The following is a 23,003-nucleotide window of genomic DNA, read 5'->3' as shown; positions in this document are numbered from 1 at the left end:
CCTTTTTTTCAAATAATCAAGTCAACTACCCCCACTGAGATAAAGCGTTTCAGTGGGGGCTTGAGTTCAAACACTAGGTCTTTTCGTCTATCGCTAGACAGTTTGACGCTCTAGCATTCATGCCACCTTATGGTAACACCCCAAGTAAGTTTTTGGTCGGTACTGGCAACGAACGATTGTTTTCCCACTTGCACCACCCTTTCGAAAAAGAGCAATTCTTCCTTGCAGAAGAAGCCACCACTCAGGTGAATCTGGCGTGTGCTACAAGCCCCGACAAGTCGGGTACACATGGATGGTTGACGCACCCACTAAGCTATGCACGAGGCAACAGCCTTACGTTTTTGCACTTCTAATAGAATCGGCGTTTTCACTTTAAGATTGTCATCCAATTCTACAACTCTGGATTTTTGCAATGTATTCAGCGCACCATTAATATCAGCATGGATACATGTTCCTATTTTACTTTGGTACAGACCACGAGTGATTCGTTTTCCACTAAAAAGATAATGAGTCTTATCGCCCTTAGACCAAACTGGAACCGGATCTTTATCCAGAAAACTAGCTTTTGAAGTATAGCTTTCTTCTTGTTTTAAAAATAGGATACCTTCTTTTATACATTTATTCTCAATCGCTGCCATCAGTTTATAAAAGGGGATTTGAACAAACTTTTGATTATTCTTTTTTCCCATATCAGATTTTTGTTTCCAACCAGCGTTATATCCTACGACAATCGTATCTATATTGTATGCTTTCACTTTTTTGAACAACAGACCTACTGTTTGTGAAATGTAACCATTTATTTGCCTTTCTCGTTTATGCCAAAGTGCAGCCATTTGATTCGTTACAACGCGTTTCGAAAGCCCATTTTCTATATTTTTCTGCTGGAGATTACGTATCGTTTTGTTGAAGTATTGGTTAATAGATTTTAATTTTTTTCCATCAATTAAGAACGTATCACCTGTATTCGTTGCGCAACTCACTAATCTATCTACACCTAAATCGCAACTCAAAGCGTTACTCGTAGTCGTGGATAGTTTCTTCATTTGAGAAATGTGCATTTCATATGTATAATGCACCTCAAAGAACCGACCTTTTTGCTTCGGTACAATCTCAATGTAGGAGATTTTTTTATTTCTTAAGTTTTTAGGCATGCATATTTTAATGGAACCGAATTTTTTTCTAAATGCAACATTCATCGGAATCATCCAATACCCGTTCTCATCCACTTTTGGAACTTGATAGATTTCAATAATTCGTTTGTCAGTGGAACGAGAATAATTTGGAAACTTCGGACGACCTGTGAACTTCTCAGGAGTTTTCTTCCACTGTTCCAATGCTTTAAAAAAGCTCTTCACTTCTGTAAATAAGGCTCTACGAATCGCTTGAACAGAGTTCGATTGCATGCCCGAGTAGTTCATATCATCCTGCATGGCAGTGTCTACTTCTTTGACAGTAGCCACCTTTTTATTGTTCAAGTAACTTTGTTTCATCGTGTACAATCCAACATTTCGCAACGCTTTTGAACTATGTGACATGCGCTGAAGTAAACGAAATTCTTTAGCTGTGAGGCAAGCTCGTCCGATATTCTGTTTCTGCGTGAAGCGTTGCATATTTTCTCTCTTCTTTTGTTTCCGTAATACTTTTACCGCTTTCTTTCTAGCCATTGTTTTCACCACTTTTCTTAGAGCATTCATTAAAATTATTTTTGACAAATCAATATTGGGAACAAAATGCGAACATGTTCTTCATCATAATTCCTTTTGGTTCAAGCAGCCAAATGATTATGATTATCATTATTCAATTTCGTTGTCCTACGATATATTCCCTCCCTATCTAGGGCAGATTATATCGTAAGACAAAAGAAACAAAATTGTTTCGCCTACCTGCTGCCGGCAATTCATCTCCACCTGAATTTTTGGATTTCACCCATAGCACAAATCAAATGAAGCCTTCTTGCCAAAAAGGATAAAAAAACAAGAAAATCTTTACATTTAATAGTAATATAGAAAATAGACAAGTTTATTAAAACAGTGGAGGCTTTTTCAGTCATGATGCGTGCGCTTCGTTTAAATATAAAGCAAGCTTTTTGTAGTCGTATTTCTTTAATTATGATGCTTAGTGGATTTGTTCTTATTTGCATTTATCACTATTATTATGTCATTCGTTATTTAGGAGACGCAGCGAATGGTCCTATATCAACAGATTTAAAATGGATTGGGTTTCGCGACAATGAAATGGATGTTTATTTATTATTAATGCCCGTTATTGCGAGTTTCCCCTTTAGTACAAGTTACAATTCCGATAAGTCAGATGGTTTTAAACCGTTTGTGAGTAAGGGGATTTCTATCTTTCCTTATTCAGTAGCGAAATATATCGTTACGTTTTTTTGCGGAGGATTTCTTTATACGCTTCCATTCATGTTATCGTTATTATTTTGCAAATTAACCATTCCAGACGGAACACCTACGGCTGGTTCAGGTATCATCAATGATGATGGAATGTTCGCAAACCTATATTTAGATTCGCCTCTCACTTACATTACTGTATATATCGGAATTAATTTTTTATTTGCAGGTTTAATGGCCCTTTTAGGACTTGCTGCATCTGTATGGTCACAAAAGGACTATATGGCAATTCTCTTTCCATTTGCAGTGGCCTCCATTCCTTACGTCCTACTAAATACAATATTCCCTACAATAGGTGGGGCACCTATTCATTTATATGACCCAAAGCAACCATTGCAAGGCATGTCACCATATATTTTAATGATGCAATGTGCTTTCTTCTTTTTCGTTAGCTTACTTATGTATATACAAGGAGTAAAACGTGATAGAAAAAAATATAAAAGAAGATTGCAAAAAAGAGATCGATGTAGAAAAGCGTTTCAAGTAATTTCAGACTAAATCATTGAACGAATAAGAGCGTAATTCCCTAAGTTAGCTTAGGGAATTACGCTCTTATTATCATTTACATGTATCAATCGTATATTTTCACTATTCATATCATCACCCTCCCCTTTACGGCATACCAGCCAATCCCCATAAAATAACGACCGCTACAAAATAAATCGCTTTAATACCTACCACTAAACATAATGAAATAATTGCATATTTACTTAATTCTCTTCTTGCGCCAATTAAAGTAAAAATAACTGCCAAACTAAATGTTATATAAGATGCCGCTGTATGTATTAAGTTATATGTAATATCTAAATTTTGCGTAAGTCCTATTACCTCCGCTACAAATTGAAGCATGACGATTGTACTAAAAAAAATCGCAAGCTGATTTATTAATTTTCCATTTGTTTGTACTTGCATCGTCGCCTCCCTAAAGACGAAATATTCGATTGGCTTTGCCATGAATTTTATAAAAATGGCTTGCTTATAATTTTAATTAATAAAAAATAGAAAAACCTTTAGTAAATACAGGCTTTTCTATTTATAAAATTTACGGTGTCCCTGCCAACATCCATAAAACTACAAAAACTACTGCATATATAATTTGAATTCCTATCGCCAAGCATAGTGAAATAATTGCATATTTACTTAATTCCTTTTTAATACCCAATATAGTAAAAATCACTGATAGACCGAATGCTGTATAAGCGATGTTATTGCTTAACATGCCTGAATAATACATACCTAACGATTGCGTAAGTCCTGTTACATCAGCTAGAAACTTAATTATTATAAGTATGCTTAAAAAAATCGCTAGTTGATTCATGAATTTCCCGTTTAGTTGGGCTACCATATGTCTACACCTCCTAGTATTAAAAAGTGAATATTCAATCTATTTTACCATAAAAATCCCTAATAATGTAAAAAACGCTTAGTATATTTCTAAGCGTTTTTTACAACGATTTAAGAAGCTTTCTTCAAATCGATTTGAGCAAGTACTGGGTCGTGGTCACTTACACGTCCATGTTCTTTCATAATGTTTGAGTTTAAATGTACTGGATCTACAATTGTGTGTGGTGCGATGTTGTTTGTTACTAAAATATGATCTAACACTTGCGCATTTCCTTCATGAATGTACGTGTAACGGTTCTCTTTCGGCACTGTGTTTAACATATTCTTTAAGTTTGTTCCTTCTAGTGCTTTTAGTGGTTTAGCAAACTCAAAATCGTTCATATCCCCTAACACAACAACTGGTGCATTCGTATTCTTTTTCTGAATACCTTGTACGAATTGATTTACTTCTTGTGCCAATTGAACTCGTTTTTCTTCACTCTTTAATATGAGCGGCTGCACTTTTCCAAATGGCGTTGCATCTCCTATTTTTGAGTTTAAGTGATTTGCAACGACGACAACGTTTTGTCCTTGGAACGTAAATTCTGCCGCAAGCGGTTTACGTGTACTTTCAAATAATGGGTTTTCGTCCCCAATGCGAACGACATTTTTATCAAGTAACTTCGGTACTGCTGCTAATTTCACGCGTGATGGATTGTAGAAGAAACCGACGCGAATATTCGCTCCTGGTGCTCCTCCGTCTAGATTATTATGTGGAGCAATTTCTACATACTCATACTTTGGCCCGCGAATTTCTAAAACTGCATCAATGATACGTTTTGCGCTTAAAGAAGCATCTGTTGTACCGTCATTAATTGATCCATTGTTATCTTGCATTTCCTCTACACCGATAATATCTGGCATTTTTAAATTGTATTTAATAGAATATGCTAACGCCTTTACTTTTTCATCTGTTGTTTCTTTTTTATTCGCCGAGAAGTTTTCAATGTTATATGTAGCAACTGTTAACTTATCAAGACGAGGCTGAATATTTGCGCCTACTTGCTTAAATCCACCGTCCACTACAGTTGGTAATTCCGTTATTGGTGAAATACGGAACGCACCGTAATCATATCCGACTACCCCTGTTATATTTCCAGTGAAAGTATCTCCTACTTTCGCTACATAATCACGAGGTACTTTTACAGAAAGACGCTCTGGGTTTAATTGATTTTCATCTAATACAGGTGTACCATATTTCGTTACGACTTTATTCCCGCCATTTTCTACTGTTACATATAAATTTCCGTTTTTCTGAGGTGCAATAATTTTTGGCGTTGGCATCGTAACACGCATACCTTCTATGCTTTCATAAAAATCGATTGCATCTTCATTTGGATCAAATAAACCGAATGCATCATTATCGATAATTTGATCAGGGATTTTCACACCGTTTTCTCCAAGTACAATCGGTGCTGGTAATGGTTGATCGTTTGCGATTACAGCAACGCGGCTCGCCTTAATTTCCGTCGTCGTTAAGTCTGTTTCAAACCTTTCTGCATATCCAGGTCCAACATATTCTTCTACTACTCCATCAACTTGAATAAGATCTCCTACTGCTACATTTGCATCTTTTTTGTATACGTACATACCTTCTGAAGTAGCTGGATCATTATCTGGCTGATTATCTTCTATATAAAAACCATTTTTATCAAGTGCTGTTACAACGCCTTCCACATTGTATACTTTCTTCCCGTTGTAAGGAGAAATATGTGATTTTCCTTGAATATCATGAATACGAACTGGCTCATTGTTTACGATAATAAATGAAAATGTTGAAACTGCTGAAGAAGTAAGCCCTTCTTTTTCAGCAATTGCTTTCACTACACTATTTTCATTCACTATAATTTGTCCATTATAACGAACACTTTTATTTGTAGGGTTAGAACCATCTAACGTGTAATAGATTGTTGCTCCTTCTGTATTCGTTGTTAACGTTATCGCTGTTCCTTTCGCAACTTCTCCGCCACTAGGTGAAGCTACTACATCGCTAACACGGTTTTGTCCTTCTCCTTGAAACTTATGAGCTGTTACTGATTTTAAACCTGGGCTACTAAAATATAATTCAAGCGTCCCTGTTAAACTAACTTTCTTTCCGATATTTTCAGGATGATCTTTTACATTCACTGCTGCCCTCACATCGCCTTTTGGCAACTGAACAGGCATGATTTTGTCTGGATTCGTTTCATTTGGCGAATCCGCAATCGCTACGTTTGTATCATCAAACTTTGCTGGATCTTTCGTGTATTTAGAAGGACTTTGCGTATATCCGACAATATATCCTCCCACTACCCCCTTTGTTTTCCCTTGCTGCTTAAATACTTGAATTGCTTTTTCTACTGACATAGAAGTAGTTTCTTCTGCCTTTGCTAAAGTTCCAGTAAATGAAAGCAATAGCAAGAATGATAAAAAGATACTTAACAATTTCTTCACAGCCATTTTCCTCTCTCTATTTCATATTTTCTCAGCATTTCTATCATAACAAATGATTCGTTATATAGAATGGTATTTCGACAAGTTTTACAAAAAATTAATCTGATTTACTCGTTTTCAAACTATCATACAAAATAATAATTTTACACTTTCTACGAATGCGTTTTATAATATGAAAGAGCAAAAAACAGAAAATATCGAAATTTTATTGGCATGGAAAATGAATTCATTTGAATAGGAGTGATTGGATGGAAGTGCAAACAGAAACATACCGCGCAGCTATGAATGGAACATTAGAACGTCATTTTTCAGATATGATTGCTGTTATACCGACTAGAATTACAATTGAGCAATTAAAACAGCAGCTAGAAACTATCGCTACTAAAGTTGATGAGTTAAAAATTGTTTATAGTGATGAGACAAGCCTTATCGTGGAGTTACATATGGACGATAAAGTCATACCGTATGAACTGCATATCGATGAGGCAAATGACCCAGAAGAATATAAAATGTACAATAGACAAGATTCTACAATCGTAGATCGTAATTTTGAAGATGCGGCTTTCGGTACTGAAATTTTCACCCGTACGCTATTTGTAGGCGATGTACTGGACTGCTTTTTCCAGCAGTTACAGTTTTTATGGAACCTCGCCCCAGATTTGTTATTTGTAATCGATTCAAGTGCAGCAATGAAGGTAATATCTAGAAGCTATATTGAATATCACGTTGAAAATGAATTATTACCTGACATTCCTGACTTGTACGTTATTCATTCTGTTTATGAAGACGATAAAGAAGGTGAACCTACGCAATATTGGTTTCATACACACGGCCTTTTAAGAGCGGGCGTAACAGAAATAGAATTAATTATTCCAAATCGCATTTCTTCCTACTATGGCATTGGTGACCTCTTTCAAACATTTGCGAATAATGCCGTTGAAAATGGACAAGTCCCTATGAATGAGCCTATCGTTATCGCACATAGTCAGCAAGGTTCTATACATACCGTAGCTGTGCCGTGGGAAAAAGGTTTATCTTATATTGGGCATAAAACGAGGATGGATCAATTATCTTCAATTGAGGATGAAGAAGTGAAGCTACAGCCAATTGATGCACAAAACACATTCTTAGGCGGGATGGATGACCGAGATGAATACCATCAATCGCCATCTGTTCTCTTGTTCAAATTTGATACTTCAGAAGAATGTATCGAAAGCTTTTTCAAAGAACACGAGGAAGCTACAGGGCTCATGTTCTATAAAACAAATAGTGAAACGGCTCGTATGGCTTACAATGCAAAAAATACTTTCGGGTATTTCAGCAACATTTTTCAAATTGAACAATCAAATGAGGAGTTTCGTTTTCTCGCTAAGTTTGGCGTTTCCTATGAAGAGGGTAAAAGCGAGCATATGTGGTTTGAAATGCAACATATTACAGAAGACTTTATTCAAGGAATACTCATTAATGAACCATATTTTATAGAAGATATGAGTGAAGGAAATAGTTATCATTTAGATTTTGATGACTTAACAGAATGGGTTATTTATGCAGGAGATGCCGTTATAAAGCCAAATAACTTATATATGTTTATTGGTGAATAAGTAACAAAACGCCTTCAATATGATTGAAGGCGTTTCTCTTTATTGTGCGATTAATTCCGTATTCATTACTTTCTCCAAATGAGAGAGTACACGCTTTGCTGCTTTCTCACCTTGATCAATACAGTCCGGCAGACCAGAACCAGCGTAAGAACTACCTGCCAAGTATATACCTGGCAACTCTTTCTCCATAAATGTTGTGAGTTTCTTCATTCGCTCGTTATGGCCTACTGTATATTGGGGCATTGCTTCTTTCCAGCGGCTTACGACTGTAAACTCTGGATTCTCTGTAATATGCATCGTCTTTCGTAAGTCTTCTAGTACGAGCTGAACGAGTTCCTCTTCTGTTTGCTCTACAACCGCTTCATCACCAGGTCGTCCAACGTAACATCGAAGAAGCGTTTTTCCTTCTGGCGTTGTATGTGGCCACTTTTTATGCGTCCACGTACATGCTGTAATTGTGTAATCACTATTTCGAGAGACAACAAATCCTGTACCATCAATATCTCGCTGAATGGCTGATTTCGGGAAAGCCATTGCTACATTCGCAACTGATGTGGACGGAATATTGCGGAAGAAACGAAACTGCTTGTACTGTGCAAACATAGATGGCAATACTTTATGTGAACTTGCCACTACGACCGCGTCCGCTTCTATTTCTTTTCCGTTACTAAGAGTAATCGTATAGCCATCACCCTGTTTTGCAACTTTTTCAATGCGAGTTCCCTTTATTATCGTACCTTCATGCATCTTTGCTTCGAGAGATTCTACGATAGATTCTAAACCTGTTTTCACTGTTTGGAAGATTCCTTTTTTCGGTTCAGCTTTCTCTTCTTTCGGAGCGAGCGTACGCATACCGAGTGAAATACTGCGATGTTTCTGCTCAATTTGATACATTTGCGGGAATGTTGACATTAAGCTCATTTCATCAATATCCCCTGCATAAATACCCGATAGTAACGGTTCTATTAAATTTTCAACCACTTCATTTCCGAGGCGATGTCTGAAAAAATGCCCGAGTGATTGGTCAGATACTGGCTTTGATCTTGGCATGAATAGATCAAAACCAGCTCTTAGTTTACCAATTGGGGAGAACAGCCCAGAGAATAGAAACGGCGTAATTTGCGTTGGAATTCCCATCATTGATCCGCTCGGCATTTTATGTAACCGATTGTTTACGAGGATAAATGATTGACCGGCCTGATTATTTACAAGTTCATCGCCAAGACCTAATTCTTTCGCTAATCTAGCTGCACTTTCTTTTCGTGCTAAGAAAGAATCCGGTCCGCGTTCAATTGTAAATCCATCTTTTCGAACGGTTTGAATTTTCCCGCCAAGTTTACCCGATGCTTCTATCAGTAATGTATCAATCGGCAAGTTCTTGTCACGAATATCTTTTTGTAAGTGATACATTGTTGTTAATCCTGTGATGCCACCGCCGATGATTACAACATTCTTCCTCAAGCATGCTCCCCCTTTCTTTTTACAATACAGATTCTTTTTTCTTTACTACAACATCTGTTAAGCAATCAATAAATGCGTCCGATGCGTTTGGCATTTCTGGACGATAATATTTCGCGCCAATTTCATCTGTTACCACTTTACACTCAAAGTCGTTGTCATATAAAACTTCTAAATGTTCCGCAACAAATCCAACTGGTGCATATACGAATGAAGTATAACCGTGCTTTTCATTTAGTTCTCTCGTTAAATCTTGTACATCTGGACCAATCCAAGGATCTGGTGTGTTTCCTGCACTTTGCCAGCCTACTGCATAGTTTGCTACTTCAGCGCCTCTTGCAATATAGTCAGCTGTTTCATTTAATTGATCTGGATATGGATCGCCCATTGCGATAATTTTCTCTGGTAAGCTATGAGCTGATACGATTAATACTGCTTTTTCGCGTTCTGCGTCTGACATACCGTTATATATACCTTTCACTGCATCAACCCAGTACTGGATAAATTTCGGTTCTTTATACCAGCTATCGATGCCATGAATTGTTAAGTTTCCAAGTTTCTCAGCTTCTTCTTGTGCTCGTCCAACGTATGATTTTACGCTAAACGTAGAATAGTGCGGCGCAAGAACAAGTGCGATTGCATCTTGTATACCGTCGTTATGCATATCTTTCACCGCATCTTCAATGAACGGTTCAATATGTTTTAAGCCAAGATACATATGGTACTCGACTTCATCTTGTACTTCATTTAAACGCTTCTCTAACTTTTTAGCTTGCTCTAATGTAATAGTAGCTAAAGGAGAAATACCACCAATTGCACGGTAACGCTCTGTTAAATCTTCTAGCATTTCAGGACTTGGCTTTCTTCCTCTGCGAATATGTGTATAGTAACGTTCAATATCTTCTTCTTTATATGGCGTTCCGTATGCCATTACAAGCAAACCAATTTTCTTTTTCATACAGCAATGCTCCTTTACTTCGCTAACTGCCCTTTAGAGTATTCATGAATAAATGTAGTTAAACGTTTTAATGTATCTGGATTTACTTCTGGGAATACACCGTGACCTAAGTTAAAGATATAACCCGGCTGTTTCATCCCTTGATCTAAAATACCTTTTACATGTTCTTCAATAACAGACCATGGTGCAAGTAAGAATGAAGGATCCATATTACCTTGGACCGCCTTATGAACACCACGCGTGCGTGCCTCTTCGATCGGTAAGCGCCAATCTAATCCTACTACATCAAGCGGTAAGTCGTGCCATTCATTTACTAAGTGTGCAGCTCCTACGCCGTGCATAATCATCGGTACACCCATCGTACGAACTTCTGCAAAAATACGCTCCATTGCTGGTTTAATAAATACGCGGTAATCTGCTACATTTACTGTTCCAACCCAAGAATCGAAAATTTGAACTGCTTTTGCTCCTGCGTTAATTTGCGCTTTTAAATATGTAATAACCATATCGGCTAGCTTATCCATTAAAGCGAACCAAGCTTTCGGCTCTGCATACATGAAAGCTTTCGTATTATGGTAGTTACGAGATGGACCGCCTTCAATCATATAGCTCGCTAATGTAAATGGAGCTCCTGAAAAACCGATTAACGGTACGTCTAACATTTCTGTCGTTAATAAACGAATTGTATCTAATATGTACGGTACGTCATCTTCTGGATTGATTTCCCCTAGTTTTTCTACGTCTTGTAAAGAACGGATTGGATTATCAATAACTGGGCCAATACCTGATTTAATTTCTACATCCACGCCAATTGCAGGTAGTGGTGACATAATATCTTTATAAAGAATTGCTGCGTCTACGTTATATTGATCAACTGGCAGTTTTGTAACGTAAGCACATAACTCTGGATTATGTGTAATTTCAAATAAAGAATACTTTTCTTTTATCTTTCTATATTCCGGCTGCGAACGACCTGCTTGACGCATATACCATGCTGGTACATAATCAGTACGTTCCCCCCTACATGCTTTTAAAAATGTCTCATTTATAGTTCTTACCAAGACCCTAGCTCCCTTCCTTACCACAATGCTTCGAATACGTTCGATATTTATCTTTTTTTACTATACAGCTTGTAAAAACAAAATGCATAATATTATGTACGTTGTTCATTAAATTGACACAAACATTCTTAAAAACGCTTACTATTTTCACAACATTCTTATTATAACACAGAGAAAAACTATGGTTTAGCTACTTTTGACTTTTCTCCTTCGCGATTCGTTTGTGTGTTATATGGTACAACGTAAAAACTCGGTTTTGAAAAGATGTTAACGAACTTTTCCTCATATTCCCCGGCACCATTTACAGTACCTACATGCGTATGGATTCCGTTTTCCACTCTATAAATACGATACATAATTCTTTCATCTGGAAGTGGTGTCCAGCTTAATTTCGCTTTAAATAAACCGAAAGGGCTAAATGCTAATTTCATTTTCACATCTTCAATCTTGCGCAGCCGAATTGGAGCACCGATTGTTTCCACACCTTCTGGTTTCCTAAACTGCTCTTTCTGTTCTACATTTGCTTTCGTTAAAATTTTCTTAAACAATTTTGTTGCTGATGCACTTTCTCCTTGCAACTGATGCTCTTTATCTATGCGGTCATAACCAATCCAAACAGCGCCTACTAGATTTGGCGTATAGCCAACGAACCACATATCCCTCGCCCCATTATCGTCATTTGGTAAGGAAGTTGTACCTGTTTTCCCAGCTAACGCTCCGTTATATACACCGGCTTTCGCTGTCCCTTCCTTTACAACTCCTTCTAACATTTTCGTCATATACCATGCCGTTTGTTTCGAGAAAATTTTCGTTTCTACTTTTGGCGATTCTCCAATAACTGCGCCGTGTCTATTTAACACTTTGTCAATCACGTGCGGCTCAATAATAGCGCCATTTGCTAAAAACGCACGATACATTTTCACAAGATCAAATGTTGAAACACCATTTTTCAATCCGCCAAGCGCTGTACTTAAGCCTGCATCAGCAATCTGAACATTTCCTTTCTCTAAATATTGCTTTCCTTCTTCTACCCCTAACTCATTTAATAAAGAAACTGCCGGTACATTTGCTGACTCTACAATCGCATCGTACATCGTCATTTCTTTCGAATACTCATGGTTATAATTTCGAGGTTCATACCCTTCAAAAGAATGTCTTTCATTCTTTAATAAAGAATACGGATTATACTTTTTCGTTTCGAGTGCTGGCGCATAAACGATAAGTGGTTTTAGCACAGAACCGGGCTGTCTTTTTGCAAAAACACGATTGAACCCTCTCGGAACGTACTTTCTTCCGCCAATCGCCGCTTTAATGCCGCCTGTACGATTATCCATTAATAAAAAAGCACCTTGCGCTCCCTCTTCTTTCCCAGGGAAATTCCTTGCATCTTGAAACTGGTTATATGCTACCTTTTGAATCTTTTCATCCATCGGTACAACAAACGTATACCCTCCGCGAAGTACTTCTTGATGAGACAATCCGTATAAACGTGCTGCTTCATCTATGACCATATCAATATACGGCATATATGCGAGCTCATTCTCATCTAAGTTTTTATAGAGAGCGATTGTCTTTCCTTGATAACGTACGCTTTCTTCGGCAGTCAAATAGCCTTGTTTATGCATAAGTGACAATACGAGATCCCGACGCTCCTTACTCTTCTCTGGAGAAAAATAAGGTGAATAACCGTTTGGCGACTTCGGAAGACCTGCAAGCATTGCTCCTTCTTCTACTGTTAAATCTTCTACATTTTTATTAAAATACAACTTTGCTGCAGCTTGAATACCGTAAGCTCCATGGCCAAAATAAATATGATTCATATACATTTCAAGAATTTGTTGCTTCGTATATTTTTGCTCTAATTGAAGAGAAATTGCGACTTCCTTCAACTTGCGCGCAACTGTTTTTTCACGAGTTAAAAAGACGTTTTTAGCAAGTTGCTGCGTAATCGTACTACCGCCTTCAACCTTATCTCCAGCTAACGTATCTTTATAAAGAGCACGGAATATAGACGGGTAATCAATTCCTTGATGCTCATAAAAACGAGAATCCTCTACCGCAACAAACGCCTGCTGCACGTATTTTGGAATTTGTTCGATTGGTACGAGATCTCTATTTTCTACATATAATTTCGTAATTTCTTTCCCTTTCTGGTCAACGATACGTGATGAAGAGTGGAAAACGAGCTGCTTTTCATCCATCATATAGCCACCAGCTAACACAATAAGTTTATAAAGAACAATCGCTAATAGTAGCGTTGCTAACCCACCTAATAAAGTCCACTTTACTTTCTTCATACACCGGCCTTCTTTCCAAATGATGGTACATTTATTATTTGAAAAAGAAGTATCTTTATGTATATAATCTTCGAAGTTTTTTAAGAGAGTTGATATAATAGAAACAAACGATTAAGGGGGCATTAAAATGAAGGCTATTATTTCATACGAAACACCTCTAGAACAAGCACATTTCACTGCAAAAAATGATGAAAAAAATATGTTTTATAAAGAAAATACAGAAGAATCTGTAGAAGGATCTCTTAGGTATGATGTACTAGACGCTGTTGGTGAATTTAAAGGACAACCTGGCTACATCGTTTGTAACAACATTTCTGTAACAGATGAAGGTCGCCCAGTATTTGAAAACCGTTTTAAAAACCGCGCAGGTCTTATTGAAAACGAACCAGGATTCCAAGCGATCCGCGTTCTACGCCCATTAAGTAACGATACATATGTCATCTTAACGATGTGGGAAACAGAGCAAAACTTTAAAGACTGGACAGAATCACGTTCATTCGAAAACGCTCATAAAAAACGCCCCGCACAAGCAGAAGGACAAGCTCCAGCGCATCCACATGCAGAACAGCAAAAGAGTATTTTCTCTCGTCCGTCATTTGTGACTACTTTTGATGTGTTAGTTTAAGTTTTGGAGTTTGGAGTTCGCGGTTGTCGGTACATGAAATTAATATCAGCGATTTTCCGGATATATCGGCGCAACTCGAAATATATCAGCGATTTTTGAAATATATCGGCGCAACTCAAATTATATCAGCGATTTTTCAGATATATCGACTTATCGACAAATCACGACACAAAAAAAGGCAACACCGTTACGCACCGGTGTTGCCTTTTTCTTTATACCAATTATATATACGAAGCGCATCTTCTTTTTGCATATGCTTCACTTTATATACATGCCCCGCTACTGATACGACAGCTGTACATAACTCGTCTTTCTTTTGAAAATACGATTGATTGTATCCTACTGCTTGAACATGCCTTCTTCTCATGATTCCTGTATATTTCGCAAGACCTCTGTGCACCATGATTAACTGATCGCCTCGTATCATATATCCGCCACTTTTATACCGGGCGTATGAAAGTAACGTAAATATGATAAATAGTGGTATCAAGGTGAATAACGCAATATTTTGCTTAAAGTATATACTCGCGCCGGCGATCGGCACAGCAAGCACTGCACTTGTAATCCAGCCCATTATGATGTAACGACGTAATGCAGCCTTCGGTAAATGAACGATTTCCTCTTCCATTTCATACGGTAACTGCAAATACGTAAGTAACTGCTGGACACCTTTCTTTTTCATAAAGGGATGTAGCATTACTTCATTTCCAGCCGCTTCTATACTTTGAATAACTTCTACTTCAACAGAACAATAACCGAAAGGGTGGCGGAGAATTCCCTCTTTCACCGTAATCGCTTGAATGCGATGTAATTTTAAAACGAACTCTTTCTTATCAAATAATCCTTGCACGATGCGAACTTCATTTCCGTTTCGCTCAATTTTAAAGTTCGCATATTTTAACGCATAGCCTGCTGTTGAAATGACCCACGACACTGCCATTAAAATCGCCGCCATAACGATTAATTCATATACACCGTTATCCATCACATACGCTTCTACTTTATTGATAAGCCATTCTGGTAGAAATTGATTAAACTCTGTGTAAAGGATGACTAACATAGAAAACACTAATCCGAATCTACCAGATGTAATAGATGCTGCTAAAATTTCTTTCGCTGTTAACTGATAAACCGTCTTACTTCCTTCTTCCGCAGGCGGTTCTTCACTCACAATGCTTCTCTCTTTATGTAATAAAGAAATCAGTTCCTTCGCTTCATCTTCTCTAATCCCCGCTAACATTACTTCTGGCTCAGTACCGCCGCCGGCTACTTCAATATTTAATTTCGTCAGTCCGAGCACTTGATAAATGATGTTAGAAGATGTACTAATATTTTGCACACGTTCTTTATTTAAATAACTTTCTTTCTTAACGAACACACCGTGCTTTATATGTAAAATATTATTTTCAACCCAGTACACTTTAAAATACCATTTTATCGCTGAGAAAATTGCCATAATAAATAATATGGCTAAAAGAACGAGATGAAAGAAATACCAAGGTTTTACTTGACCATCTGATTTAAATAAAACAAGAAAAATAAAAGGCAATAAACCCGCAATTCGAATACCTAATAAGATCGTGATCGGATGTTGCCTCTTATACATCCTCATCACTCACTTTCGCAAGTTCTCCAATTTGTCTTTTCAGCTGCTCTGCTTCTTCTTTCGTTAAGCCTGGAATACTATGAGAAGTTGCTGCTGTTGAAATATGTAATTCTGCTAAATTGTACTTTCTCATAATCGGGCCCTGTTCAATCGTTACGTGCTGCACACGAATCATCGGAATAAGCACACGTTTTACAACGAACATTCCCTTTTGAATCTCAATCTCTTCTTCATTTAATCTGTAACTATAATAGCGCTGACGTAAATTTGGAAATACAAAATAATCGAGCGGAATAAATAGAATAGCTCCTGTGACTAACAAGCCAAACAACCAACCCCACCAATTAAAATTGATCATAAAAAAGAAATACGCAATTACGACTGCTAGTATAACTGCCGCCCCAATTAAAGCATGAATTCGCCACACTTTCAGCATATTAGAATGAATCTCCCTTTCTAACGGCTGCATCTCATCACTCCAATTATATGAATGTATTACTTATATATTAGTTGGTATATACATTTTTGTAAAATTATAGTTTTTTTACATCGTATCGAGAACTTCTTTAAAATTCCCTTCATTAATGGAATACACTTGAAACTGAATGTAATCTATCTCATTCGTATCTGGCTTAGCAAATGGCAAAATGTTAAATTTAGAAGCTGATCTCCCTAACATATCTACAATCATTAAAGAAACATCAATATATTCGAAGTCTACACGGAATACTACCGCTTCTCCCGTAAATTCATAATTTTTAATCGCATCATAAGACTTATTTGCACTAATTAACATCAATTTTAATAGTTGGTTCAAATTTTCTGGTTTAAAATTAATCATATACGTGGCTCCTTTTTCAACAAAACACTGCAAAAATAGTGTAATCTTATACTTTCATAGCTTCACACATCAATTATATTAAAAATAAAGCTAGTTTTTTATAAATTTTTTGATATAATTACTTACGGGAAAAGGGAAGAATTTTGTCTTCCCTTGTGTTTTTATTTGCATCTAGTACTTTTGCTAGATGCTTTTTTTTATGCTAAAAAGGTATCCTCAAAATATCTTCAAATAAAAATAGCTGCTAGAATTGAAAGACCAATTTTAACAGCTATTAATTTAACATTACGCATATTAGTCACTCCTATGATAGTTGGAGTTTTAACTAATATTGATACGTTTCTCCAGTTGTTGTCATTAAAGTAACAGAACCATTAAATTTGACATGATAATCTACAATATGTGTTATATGAGTTTCCTTGTTCTCATATATTCCACCACCGTAACCTTGTTCTGTATTCATACCTGAATCTGGCATAATTCTTATATCTGCTTTACTTAATGGATTACCTGCTAAATATTTCTCTAATGCTTTCCGTACATATGGTATTGCTTCCTCATCACTTTTTATATCAACTTGCTTTTTCTCTTCAGCACGCTTTTTCTCTTCAGCCTGTTTTTTTTCTTTAACTTCTTTTTGTTTCTTTTCATCCTCTATTTTTGTAAGTTCCATATCCACTGTCGCCATTAATTGCGTGACTTTTTGATTATGCTCTTTTAATTTCTCATTTGTTGCGGTTTCTTGCTGAACAGTACTCAATAGTTGCTTAGCCTCATCTAAAGATTTATTATTTATTAGTTCTTGCGCTTGAGATAATTTGTTATTGTACGTATCCAAAGTCTCCTTATTAGACTTTAGCTCGCCTTTCATTTTTTTTGCATCTTCTTTAAGGGAGCTTATACCACCTTTAGTTTCCACTACCTCTCCAAAAAGCTTATTCGCTTCATCCCAGTTCTGCTCATCCTTTGCCTTCATTGCATCCATCCATTTTTTCGTTTGTGTATGTAAAACCTTTGCTTCGTCACTTTTTTCATCTAATGCTAAACTAAATGATGCTAAAGCCTTGTCATACTCCTTATTAGCTAGTGCCAATTTCCCTTGTTCTATTGCCTTGTTAGCTGTCTTATCTCCACATCCAGCTAATAAAATAAAACATGAACATATAATCCCTAAAATTCTAGTCTTCATACTTTCTCTCCCCCACTATTATAAATATTTCTTCCAACTTAACAATCATAACATTATTTTATAACATTATATAAATTTACAATCTCTCCAAGCCTTTTATTGATAGAATCTAAATTAAAATAGAATTACAAGTTTTGGCCTCTCTGTAGGATGGACAATTCTTCCAATTAAACATCTTACATGACGTATTACAATCATTATAGATTTCAATGGAACTAAAAAAAGATGACCTCTGTCGAATACAGAAATCATCCTCTTTATGTTGCATAACCTTTTTCAAAATGTTCTTTACAAAGAGTACAGATTAATCATTAGGCTTCTTTTCTTATCTATTGTATTTACAAATCATTATAACTACCAAAATGTTTTTCACATTCGTCTGTCATTATTTATGATACAGCTTACTGCACATACTTAAATAACAATTTTCACTCATAAAATATACTTGATTCTTACTAGAAATATAAAGATCATCTCATCAATTTAGTGCACTTCAACAATCGTACCATCTTCAAATACTTTAAATACGCCCGTAAATCCTGATCCAGCTGCGCCTTCTATTTTATATGTCGTACGCACTCTAATTTGATAATATTTCTTTCCATTCTCTACTTGCGTATTTTCTAGCGTATAATCATAGTCTTCTTTATATTCATTTTTAATATATTCTTTCGCTTTCTCAAAAGTAAATGCATCTTGAGTCTTTCCTGTCTCTACCTTTTGGTTCTTCTCTGTCGTTACCTTCTGGTTCTTTTCTGTTTCTACTTTTTGAGGCTTCTCTGCTGTTTCCTTTTGGTTCTTTTCTACTTCTACCTTTTGAGGCTTCTCTGTCGTTACCTTTTGGTTCTTTTCTGTCTCTACCTTTTGAGGCTTCTCTGTTGTTACCTTTTGATTTGTTGCTACATTAGTTTTTTCTGCCTTCGCTACCGTTGCATTCTTTTCTGCTTCACCAATTTTAGTAATTAATCCTGAAGCTTTTTTATTATATTCTTCAAGATTTTTGTTATCTTTTGTTTCTGAAACTAGCTTATTTAATATATCTTTCGCTTCTGCGTAATTTTTCTTATTTATTAACTCTTCACTTTTCACCAGTTGCTCGCTATACTTCTTTTTTTGTTCGACGATAGCTAATAATGCTGTTCGTTCTTCCTTCGCTTGTTTTACTAACGTACTATTTCCATTCTTCATGTTCTCTACTTTTTCAAATGACTTGATTGATTCTTCTACCTTTGTTTCTTCTTTTAACTTCACAGCTTCAATCATTACTTTCGTTTGTTCTACAAGCATCTTTGCATCTGAATCATCTTTCTTCTCATCTAGAGCTTTTTCAAATGATGATAAGGCATTTTTATACTCTTTATTCGTTAACGCGGTCTTTCCTTCATCCATTGCTTTGTCAAAATTCCCATTACTACATCCAGCTAACATTAAAAATGTAAGTCCAATTACCATTAATAACTTTTTCATTTTTTCTCCTCCTATATATCCCCTAAAACAATAGTTTTATATGTATAAAAGTCTGTGTAGTAATTAGACTGAGCGTAAATATGTACTTTGTGTGCGGGAAAGGAAGTACATTTCATTTACTATCATTACTTAAAACTCCTAAATAGTTGGTAGTTGGTTTTCTTCTTTTAAAGACAGAAAGGAATTTTAATAATGTGCGCAAAGTTCTCACCAGGCTCTTTACTACACACACTCTTATACACACAGAAAAACTTTTTGAACTTTATATATCTTCTGACGATTCGATACGTACTCCGATTTGTAACATACCGAAAAACAAAAGAAAACAAACCGCAACATAAGTTACAGTTTGTAACTATTTTGTAACACAAATGTAACACATGATTTTTAAACATACAATAGTTTTTTTTACATTATTTTCCCCACCTTCTATGTTTTAAAGCGTTAATCCGGTTCTAATCCTTAATGTAATACGTATTTTCATAACAATCGCGCTAAAAAAAGAATTTACATTTTTGATTAAATTGAAGGATATACCCCCTTAAAAAAAAAAAAATACGCTATTCTTTCCTATGAGCCTATAGGAAGAAAGAATAACGTATTTTTCAAAAATGAGTTCTTTTATACAAACGCTTTAGTTCTATATCACAATTAAAAGGGCAATCAACGCTAATATAGCTGGAAGCCCTTGTTTCACAATAATTGATTTATTAGATGTGAAACCACCGAACAGAGCTGCTACTACCACACATATTACAAAGAATAATTGAACCATATAACCAATTGAATTGAAACCAAGTATAAGTCCCCAAATGAGACCAACGGCTAAAAACCCATTATATAAACCTTGGTTTGCAAACATAATGGCTACGTTTCGATCTCCTTCTAAATGCTCCGGTAATTGAAAAGCACGTTTTGCCACTTTTGAATTCATAAAAAACATTTCGAGGATCATGATAAATAAATGTTCTAATGCTACGATCCCGACTAAAATAGCTGCGATTATTTCCACAGTGTTGTGCCCCCTCTATCTTCGCTTTAATCTTATAGCTTATATAAAAATCCGACATCGTCTGAATAACACGTTTTCGAAAATTCCTCCTTCTTACTTATTAAAACATTAATTGATATATCAATATTTGATGCATCAATTAATATACAACTCCTCTTTTAGTTTTGCAAGTTTTTTTGCTCAATTCGTTTTATCCCATTTTAATGGGCAGTAAGACCCCCATCTCAAAATTCAGCGAGAGCAAAGAATTTAGGTGGGGATCAACTGCCCATTAAAGTCCGATTAATTCAACTAATAATCAGTGCGGATGAAGAAAACCCACACTGATTAAAGTTTCACCTTATTTTGTTCCATCATCTTTAAATCAATTCAAATCCTATGTTAGCTCCCTAGAAACTATACTGTTTATAAAAGGAATCAGCTATATCGTCAAAATATATTATTCATTATTTTCACATAAAAAACAGCCCGCCTTCCGCAAAAGACGAGCCATTCCACTTAATTCTCAATTATTCTCTTCTTATACCAATCCTGCATTCTCTCCGCATCTTCTACTCTCGTATGCTCTAATTTATAATTCGATGATGCGTTAGAGAACTTATACGTACATAAATCCGCGCGGCGCTGGAAATAGGATTGCGTCTTCTCCATTGATTGGACGTGTCTTCTTCTAACAAGTCCTGTATATTTGCCAACGCTGCGATATACAAGCGTAATTTGCTCTCCGTTTACACCGTAACCATTTGTTTTAAATGTTGCGTATCCAAGTGTAAAGATGAGGATCGCAAGCGGAATGAGTGCCCACATGATGAAGTGCTTTTCAAAGTATATACTTATTCCAATAAGCGGGATAGCTATCATTGCGAAGAAGATGAAGCTATCAATGAGATAGCGACGTAATGCTGTTTTTGGTAATGAAATAATATTTGTATGAAGTTCGTATGGTAATTGTAAATGCGCGAGTAACTGTTGTACTCGATCTTTTCGAATGATTGGGTGGAGTGTAACTTTTTCTTTTTCGTCACCCGTTCCCTTACTTTGAATCACTTCTACTTGCACAGCACAATAACCGAATGGCTGACGTAAAATACTTTCTTTTATCGTAATCCCTTGAATACGATGTAACTTTAGGACAAGTTCTTTTTTCTCAAGTAATCCTTGTGAAATGCGGACTTCGTCATTTCTTCGATTTACTGTGAAATCTCCATGTTTTAGCGCATACCCGATTGTAGATATAATCCACGAAAGGACAAGCAAAATAGCTACCATGAAAATCCAGCCATATATATCATGTTTCATTACATACGACTTTACGCTATTCTCTATCCATTTCGGAATATACTCATCTACTTGGTGATACACGAAAAAGATTAACGAGAATAATAGCCCAAACTGACCCGATGTAACAGAGGCTAGTAAAATTTCTTTCCAAGTCAATTTATATTCTGTCGTTTGTTTTTCTTCTGTAACGATTTCTTTTTCTATTGCATGTTCCGCTTTTTCGTCTAGCGTTCCTTCTGCTTTCACTTCTGGAGTTGGCTCATTTAGCAAAGCAATAAGCTCAGTTGCCTCTTCTACTGTAATACCGGCTAAGCTAACCTCCGCATCATCGCCCCCGCCAGCTGTTTCAATTTGGATTTTCTTTAAGCCAAGCATTTGATATAACACGTTAGAACTTGTATTAATCGTTTGAACACGTTCTTTATTTAAGTAGCTCTCCTTCTTCACGAAGAGACCTTGTTTCACATGTAATACGTTATTTTCAACCCAATACGTTGTGTAATACCATTTTTCAAACGCTGAAAAAACGGTGAATAAACCGAATGCAGCGGGAATTAAATACCAAAACGGAAATTTTCCGTTTAAACTAAACATGAAAATAAAGAGTGGGATAAAGTCTGTTATTTTTAATTCTAATAACATCGTGATCGGATGCTGCCTCTTATACATCCTCATCACTCACTTTCGCTAATTCTGCGATTTTCGTTTTCAACATTTCCGCTTCATACATCGTTAAGCCTGGGATGCTGTGAGAAGTTGCTGCTGTTGAAATTTGTAATTCTGCTAAACCGTATTTTCTCATAATCGGCCCTTGTTCAATCGTCACGTGCTGTACACGAATCATCGGTACTAATACGCGCTTTACGACGAAAAGACCGTGTTGAATTTCAAGTTCTTCTTCATTTAGTTGGTAGCTGTAATAACGCTGACGTAGTTTCGGGAATAAGAAGTACGAAAATGGCGCGAACACAACTGTTAGTCCAATCATCACATACAAAATCCACGCCCACCAATCAAACTTTATCATGAGGAAAAGGTACGCTAACATGACGAGTATACCTATTCCTTCTTCAATTAAAGCCCGAATTTTCCACACCTTGACCATGTCAGGGTGAATTTCATTTTTCAATGGCTCCATGTAACCACTCCAAATCTAGTAATCTAATATATAAATAGTCTCAATCTATATTTTACGTAACCTTACAGAAAATTGAAATTTAATCTTCTTTCTTCTCAGGAATAAAATATCCGAACCAAAGTAGCCAAATGAAACCGATTAACTTCATCCAATTTCCATCCGCTTGAAAAGCTTCTATCATGCCTGGAATTTTATACACCCCAATAAACCCAAGAAAACCGAGCCACCAGTTTTTTTGCATTTTCATC

Annotated in this window: 20 protein-coding genes and 1 pseudogene; 4 read left to right on the top strand and 17 right to left on the bottom strand. The window is 36.3% G+C overall.

Annotated elements, in window-relative coordinates:
• Positions 1-308: 308 nt before the first annotated feature.
• Positions 309-1,664, bottom strand: a complete 1,356-nt coding sequence (locus tag ACTFSI_RS05670; RefSeq protein WP_139895634.1) for an RNA-guided endonuclease TnpB family protein — start codon at positions 1,662-1,664, stop codon at positions 309-311.
• Between the two features lie 384 nt (positions 1,665-2,048).
• Between ACTFSI_RS05670 and ACTFSI_RS05665 the strand changes: the two genes are divergently transcribed.
• Positions 2,049-2,903, top strand: coding sequence for a hypothetical protein (locus ACTFSI_RS05665; RefSeq protein ID WP_000984173.1), 855 nt, complete (start codon positions 2,049-2,051; stop codon positions 2,901-2,903).
• A gap of 114 nt (positions 2,904-3,017) precedes the next feature.
• Here the strand turns inward: ACTFSI_RS05665 and ACTFSI_RS05660 are convergent, their stop codons facing one another.
• The 3 genes from ACTFSI_RS05660 to ACTFSI_RS05650 all read right to left on the bottom strand — a co-directional run bounded on the left by ACTFSI_RS05660 (position 3,018) and on the right by ACTFSI_RS05650 (position 6,227).
• Positions 3,018-3,317, bottom strand: a complete 300-nt coding sequence (locus ACTFSI_RS05660; RefSeq protein WP_265153347.1) for a hypothetical protein — start codon at positions 3,315-3,317, stop codon at positions 3,018-3,020.
• A gap of 130 nt (positions 3,318-3,447) precedes the next feature.
• Positions 3,448-3,750, bottom strand: a complete 303-nt coding sequence (locus ACTFSI_RS05655; protein WP_138322337.1) for a hypothetical protein — start codon at positions 3,748-3,750, stop codon at positions 3,448-3,450.
• 110 nt (positions 3,751-3,860) lie between these two features.
• Entirely contained in the window at positions 3,861-6,227 is a 2,367-nt protein-coding gene (locus ACTFSI_RS05650) for a DUF6359 domain-containing protein (RefSeq protein WP_138322338.1), read from the bottom strand.
• 242 nt (positions 6,228-6,469) lie between these two features.
• Here ACTFSI_RS05650 and ACTFSI_RS05645 point away from each other — a divergent pair, with 242 nt between their 5' ends.
• Positions 6,470-7,822 carry a DUF4026 domain-containing protein gene (locus tag ACTFSI_RS05645; RefSeq protein ID WP_044792662.1) on the top strand — a complete coding sequence of 451 codons (1,353 nt, stop codon included), beginning with the start codon at positions 6,470-6,472 and terminating at the stop codon, positions 7,820-7,822.
• 39 nt (positions 7,823-7,861) lie between these two features.
• On the opposite strand, the gene hemY is transcribed toward ACTFSI_RS05645, so the two are convergent.
• The 4 genes from hemY to ACTFSI_RS05625 all read right to left on the bottom strand — a co-directional run bounded on the left by hemY (position 7,862) and on the right by ACTFSI_RS05625 (position 13,596).
• Positions 7,862-9,283: a protoporphyrinogen oxidase gene (gene hemY, locus ACTFSI_RS05640; protein WP_440045265.1), complete on the bottom strand. Its 1,422-nt coding sequence runs from the start codon at positions 9,281-9,283 to the stop codon at positions 7,862-7,864.
• Positions 9,284-9,302: 19 nt separating this feature from the next.
• Positions 9,303-10,238 (bottom strand): ferrochelatase, encoded by a 936-nt coding sequence (gene hemH / locus ACTFSI_RS05635; RefSeq protein WP_000726777.1) that lies wholly within the window; start codon positions 10,236-10,238, stop codon positions 9,303-9,305.
• Between the two features lie 14 nt (positions 10,239-10,252).
• Positions 10,253-11,299 (bottom strand): uroporphyrinogen decarboxylase, encoded by a 1,047-nt coding sequence (hemE, locus tag ACTFSI_RS05630; RefSeq protein WP_098270132.1) that lies wholly within the window; start codon positions 11,297-11,299, stop codon positions 10,253-10,255.
• 179 nt (positions 11,300-11,478) lie between these two features.
• Entirely contained in the window at positions 11,479-13,596 is a 2,118-nt protein-coding gene (locus tag ACTFSI_RS05625; protein ID WP_138322340.1) for a transglycosylase domain-containing protein, read from the bottom strand.
• Between the two features lie 127 nt (positions 13,597-13,723).
• Here ACTFSI_RS05625 and hmoB point away from each other — a divergent pair, with 127 nt between their 5' ends.
• Positions 13,724-14,221 carry a heme-degrading monooxygenase HmoB gene (hmoB, locus tag ACTFSI_RS05620; protein ID WP_000644069.1) on the top strand — a complete coding sequence of 166 codons (498 nt, stop codon included), beginning with the start codon at positions 13,724-13,726 and terminating at the stop codon, positions 14,219-14,221.
• A 187-nt stretch (positions 14,222-14,408) separates the two neighbouring features.
• Here hmoB and ACTFSI_RS05615 read toward each other — a convergent pair whose 3' ends face one another.
• The 4 genes from ACTFSI_RS05615 to ACTFSI_RS05600 form a co-directional block, all read right to left on the bottom strand.
• On the bottom strand, positions 14,409-15,827 hold the full coding sequence (locus ACTFSI_RS05615) for a PH domain-containing protein (protein ID WP_044792660.1): 1,419 nt from the start codon (positions 15,825-15,827) through the stop codon (positions 14,409-14,411).
• A complete protein-coding gene (locus ACTFSI_RS05610; protein ID WP_001182705.1) occupies positions 15,820-16,296 on the bottom strand; it encodes a PH domain-containing protein in 477 nt (158 codons plus the stop codon). The genes ACTFSI_RS05615 and ACTFSI_RS05610 overlap by 8 nt, the downstream gene beginning before the upstream one ends.
• A gap of 75 nt (positions 16,297-16,371) precedes the next feature.
• Entirely contained in the window at positions 16,372-16,668 is a 297-nt protein-coding gene (locus ACTFSI_RS05605; protein ID WP_440045264.1) for a protoporphyrinogen oxidase, read from the bottom strand.
• A 325-nt stretch (positions 16,669-16,993) separates the two neighbouring features.
• Entirely contained in the window at positions 16,994-17,857 is an 864-nt protein-coding gene (locus tag ACTFSI_RS05600; protein ID WP_138322343.1) for a hypothetical protein, read from the bottom strand.
• Positions 17,858-18,034: 177 nt separating this feature from the next.
• Between ACTFSI_RS05600 and ACTFSI_RS05595 the strand changes: the two are divergent.
• Positions 18,035-18,127, top strand: a pseudogene (locus ACTFSI_RS05595) (IS3 family transposase); the annotation flags it as partial.
• A 213-nt stretch (positions 18,128-18,340) separates the two neighbouring features.
• Here the strand turns inward: ACTFSI_RS05595 and ACTFSI_RS05590 are convergent.
• From ACTFSI_RS05590 to ACTFSI_RS05570, 5 genes are all read right to left on the bottom strand, one after another.
• Positions 18,341-19,324: a hypothetical protein gene (locus ACTFSI_RS05590; protein WP_138322344.1), complete on the bottom strand. Its 984-nt coding sequence runs from the start codon at positions 19,322-19,324 to the stop codon at positions 18,341-18,343.
• A 640-nt stretch (positions 19,325-19,964) separates the two neighbouring features.
• The gene (locus tag ACTFSI_RS05585; RefSeq protein ID WP_138322345.1) at positions 19,965-20,336 is read right to left on the bottom strand and encodes a DUF1304 domain-containing protein; all 372 of its coding nucleotides are present in this window, start codon (positions 20,334-20,336) and stop codon (positions 19,965-19,967) included.
• A 498-nt stretch (positions 20,337-20,834) separates the two neighbouring features.
• The gene (locus ACTFSI_RS05580) at positions 20,835-22,286 is read right to left on the bottom strand and encodes a PH domain-containing protein (protein ID WP_138322346.1); all 1,452 of its coding nucleotides are present in this window, start codon (positions 22,284-22,286) and stop codon (positions 20,835-20,837) included.
• On the bottom strand, positions 22,279-22,755 hold the full coding sequence (locus tag ACTFSI_RS05575) for a PH domain-containing protein (RefSeq protein WP_138322347.1): 477 nt from the start codon (positions 22,753-22,755) through the stop codon (positions 22,279-22,281). Before ACTFSI_RS05575 ends, ACTFSI_RS05580 begins: the two co-directional genes overlap by 8 nt.
• A 79-nt stretch (positions 22,756-22,834) precedes the next feature.
• On the bottom strand, positions 22,835-23,002 hold the full coding sequence (locus tag ACTFSI_RS05570) for a hypothetical protein (RefSeq protein ID WP_000783813.1): 168 nt from the start codon (positions 23,000-23,002) through the stop codon (positions 22,835-22,837).
• Position 23,003: the final 1 nt, after the last annotated feature.

Origin of the sequence: Bacillus cereus group sp. MYBK101-2 (assembly GCF_051918845.1) — a bacterium.
In the GTDB taxonomy this organism is placed as follows: Bacteria; Bacillota; Bacilli; order Bacillales; family Bacillaceae_G; genus Bacillus_A; species Bacillus_A paranthracis.
Note: the sequence above shows the minus strand (reverse complement) of the source record. Positions and strands in the feature narration are given on the sequence as shown.

Bases quoted from the DNA above. Each gene is read 5' to 3' on its own strand.
- ACTFSI_RS05605 (WP_440045264.1), bottom strand. From the start codon at position 16,668: ATGATTAATTTTAAACCAGAAAATTTGAACCAACTATTAAAATTGATG.
- hemH (WP_000726777.1), bottom strand. From the start codon at position 10,238: ATGAAAAAGAAAATTGGTTTGCTTGTAATGGCATACGGAACGCCATAT.
- ACTFSI_RS05655 (WP_138322337.1), bottom strand. From the start codon at position 3,750: ATGGTAGCCCAACTAAACGGGAAATTCATGAATCAACTAGCGATTTTT.
- ACTFSI_RS05670 (WP_139895634.1), bottom strand. From the start codon at position 1,664: ATGGCTAGAAAGAAAGCGGTAAAAGTATTACGGAAACAAAAGAAGAGA.
- ACTFSI_RS05575 (WP_138322347.1), bottom strand. From the start codon at position 22,755: ATGGAGCCATTGAAAAATGAAATTCACCCTGACATGGTCAAGGTGTGG.
- ACTFSI_RS05570 (WP_000783813.1), bottom strand. From the start codon at position 23,002: ATGAAAATGCAAAAAAACTGGTGGCTCGGTTTTCTTGGGTTTATTGGG.
- ACTFSI_RS05645 (WP_044792662.1), top strand. From the start codon at position 6,470: ATGGAAGTGCAAACAGAAACATACCGCGCAGCTATGAATGGAACATTA.
- ACTFSI_RS05665 (WP_000984173.1), top strand. From the start codon at position 2,049: ATGATGCGTGCGCTTCGTTTAAATATAAAGCAAGCTTTTTGTAGTCGT.
- ACTFSI_RS05660 (WP_265153347.1), bottom strand. From the start codon at position 3,317: ATGCAAGTACAAACAAATGGAAAATTAATAAATCAGCTTGCGATTTTT.
- ACTFSI_RS05650 (WP_138322338.1), bottom strand. From the start codon at position 6,227: ATGGCTGTGAAGAAATTGTTAAGTATCTTTTTATCATTCTTGCTATTG.
- hmoB (WP_000644069.1), top strand. From the start codon at position 13,724: ATGAAGGCTATTATTTCATACGAAACACCTCTAGAACAAGCACATTTC.
- ACTFSI_RS05610 (WP_001182705.1), bottom strand. From the start codon at position 16,296: ATGCAGCCGTTAGAAAGGGAGATTCATTCTAATATGCTGAAAGTGTGG.
- ACTFSI_RS05590 (WP_138322344.1), bottom strand. From the start codon at position 19,324: ATGAAAAAGTTATTAATGGTAATTGGACTTACATTTTTAATGTTAGCT.
- ACTFSI_RS05580 (WP_138322346.1), bottom strand. From the start codon at position 22,286: ATGTATAAGAGGCAGCATCCGATCACGATGTTATTAGAATTAAAAATA.
- ACTFSI_RS05625 (WP_138322340.1), bottom strand. From the start codon at position 13,596: ATGAAGAAAGTAAAGTGGACTTTATTAGGTGGGTTAGCAACGCTACTA.
- ACTFSI_RS05615 (WP_044792660.1), bottom strand. From the start codon at position 15,827: ATGTATAAGAGGCAACATCCGATCACGATCTTATTAGGTATTCGAATT.
- ACTFSI_RS05600 (WP_138322343.1), bottom strand. From the start codon at position 17,857: ATGAAGACTAGAATTTTAGGGATTATATGTTCATGTTTTATTTTATTA.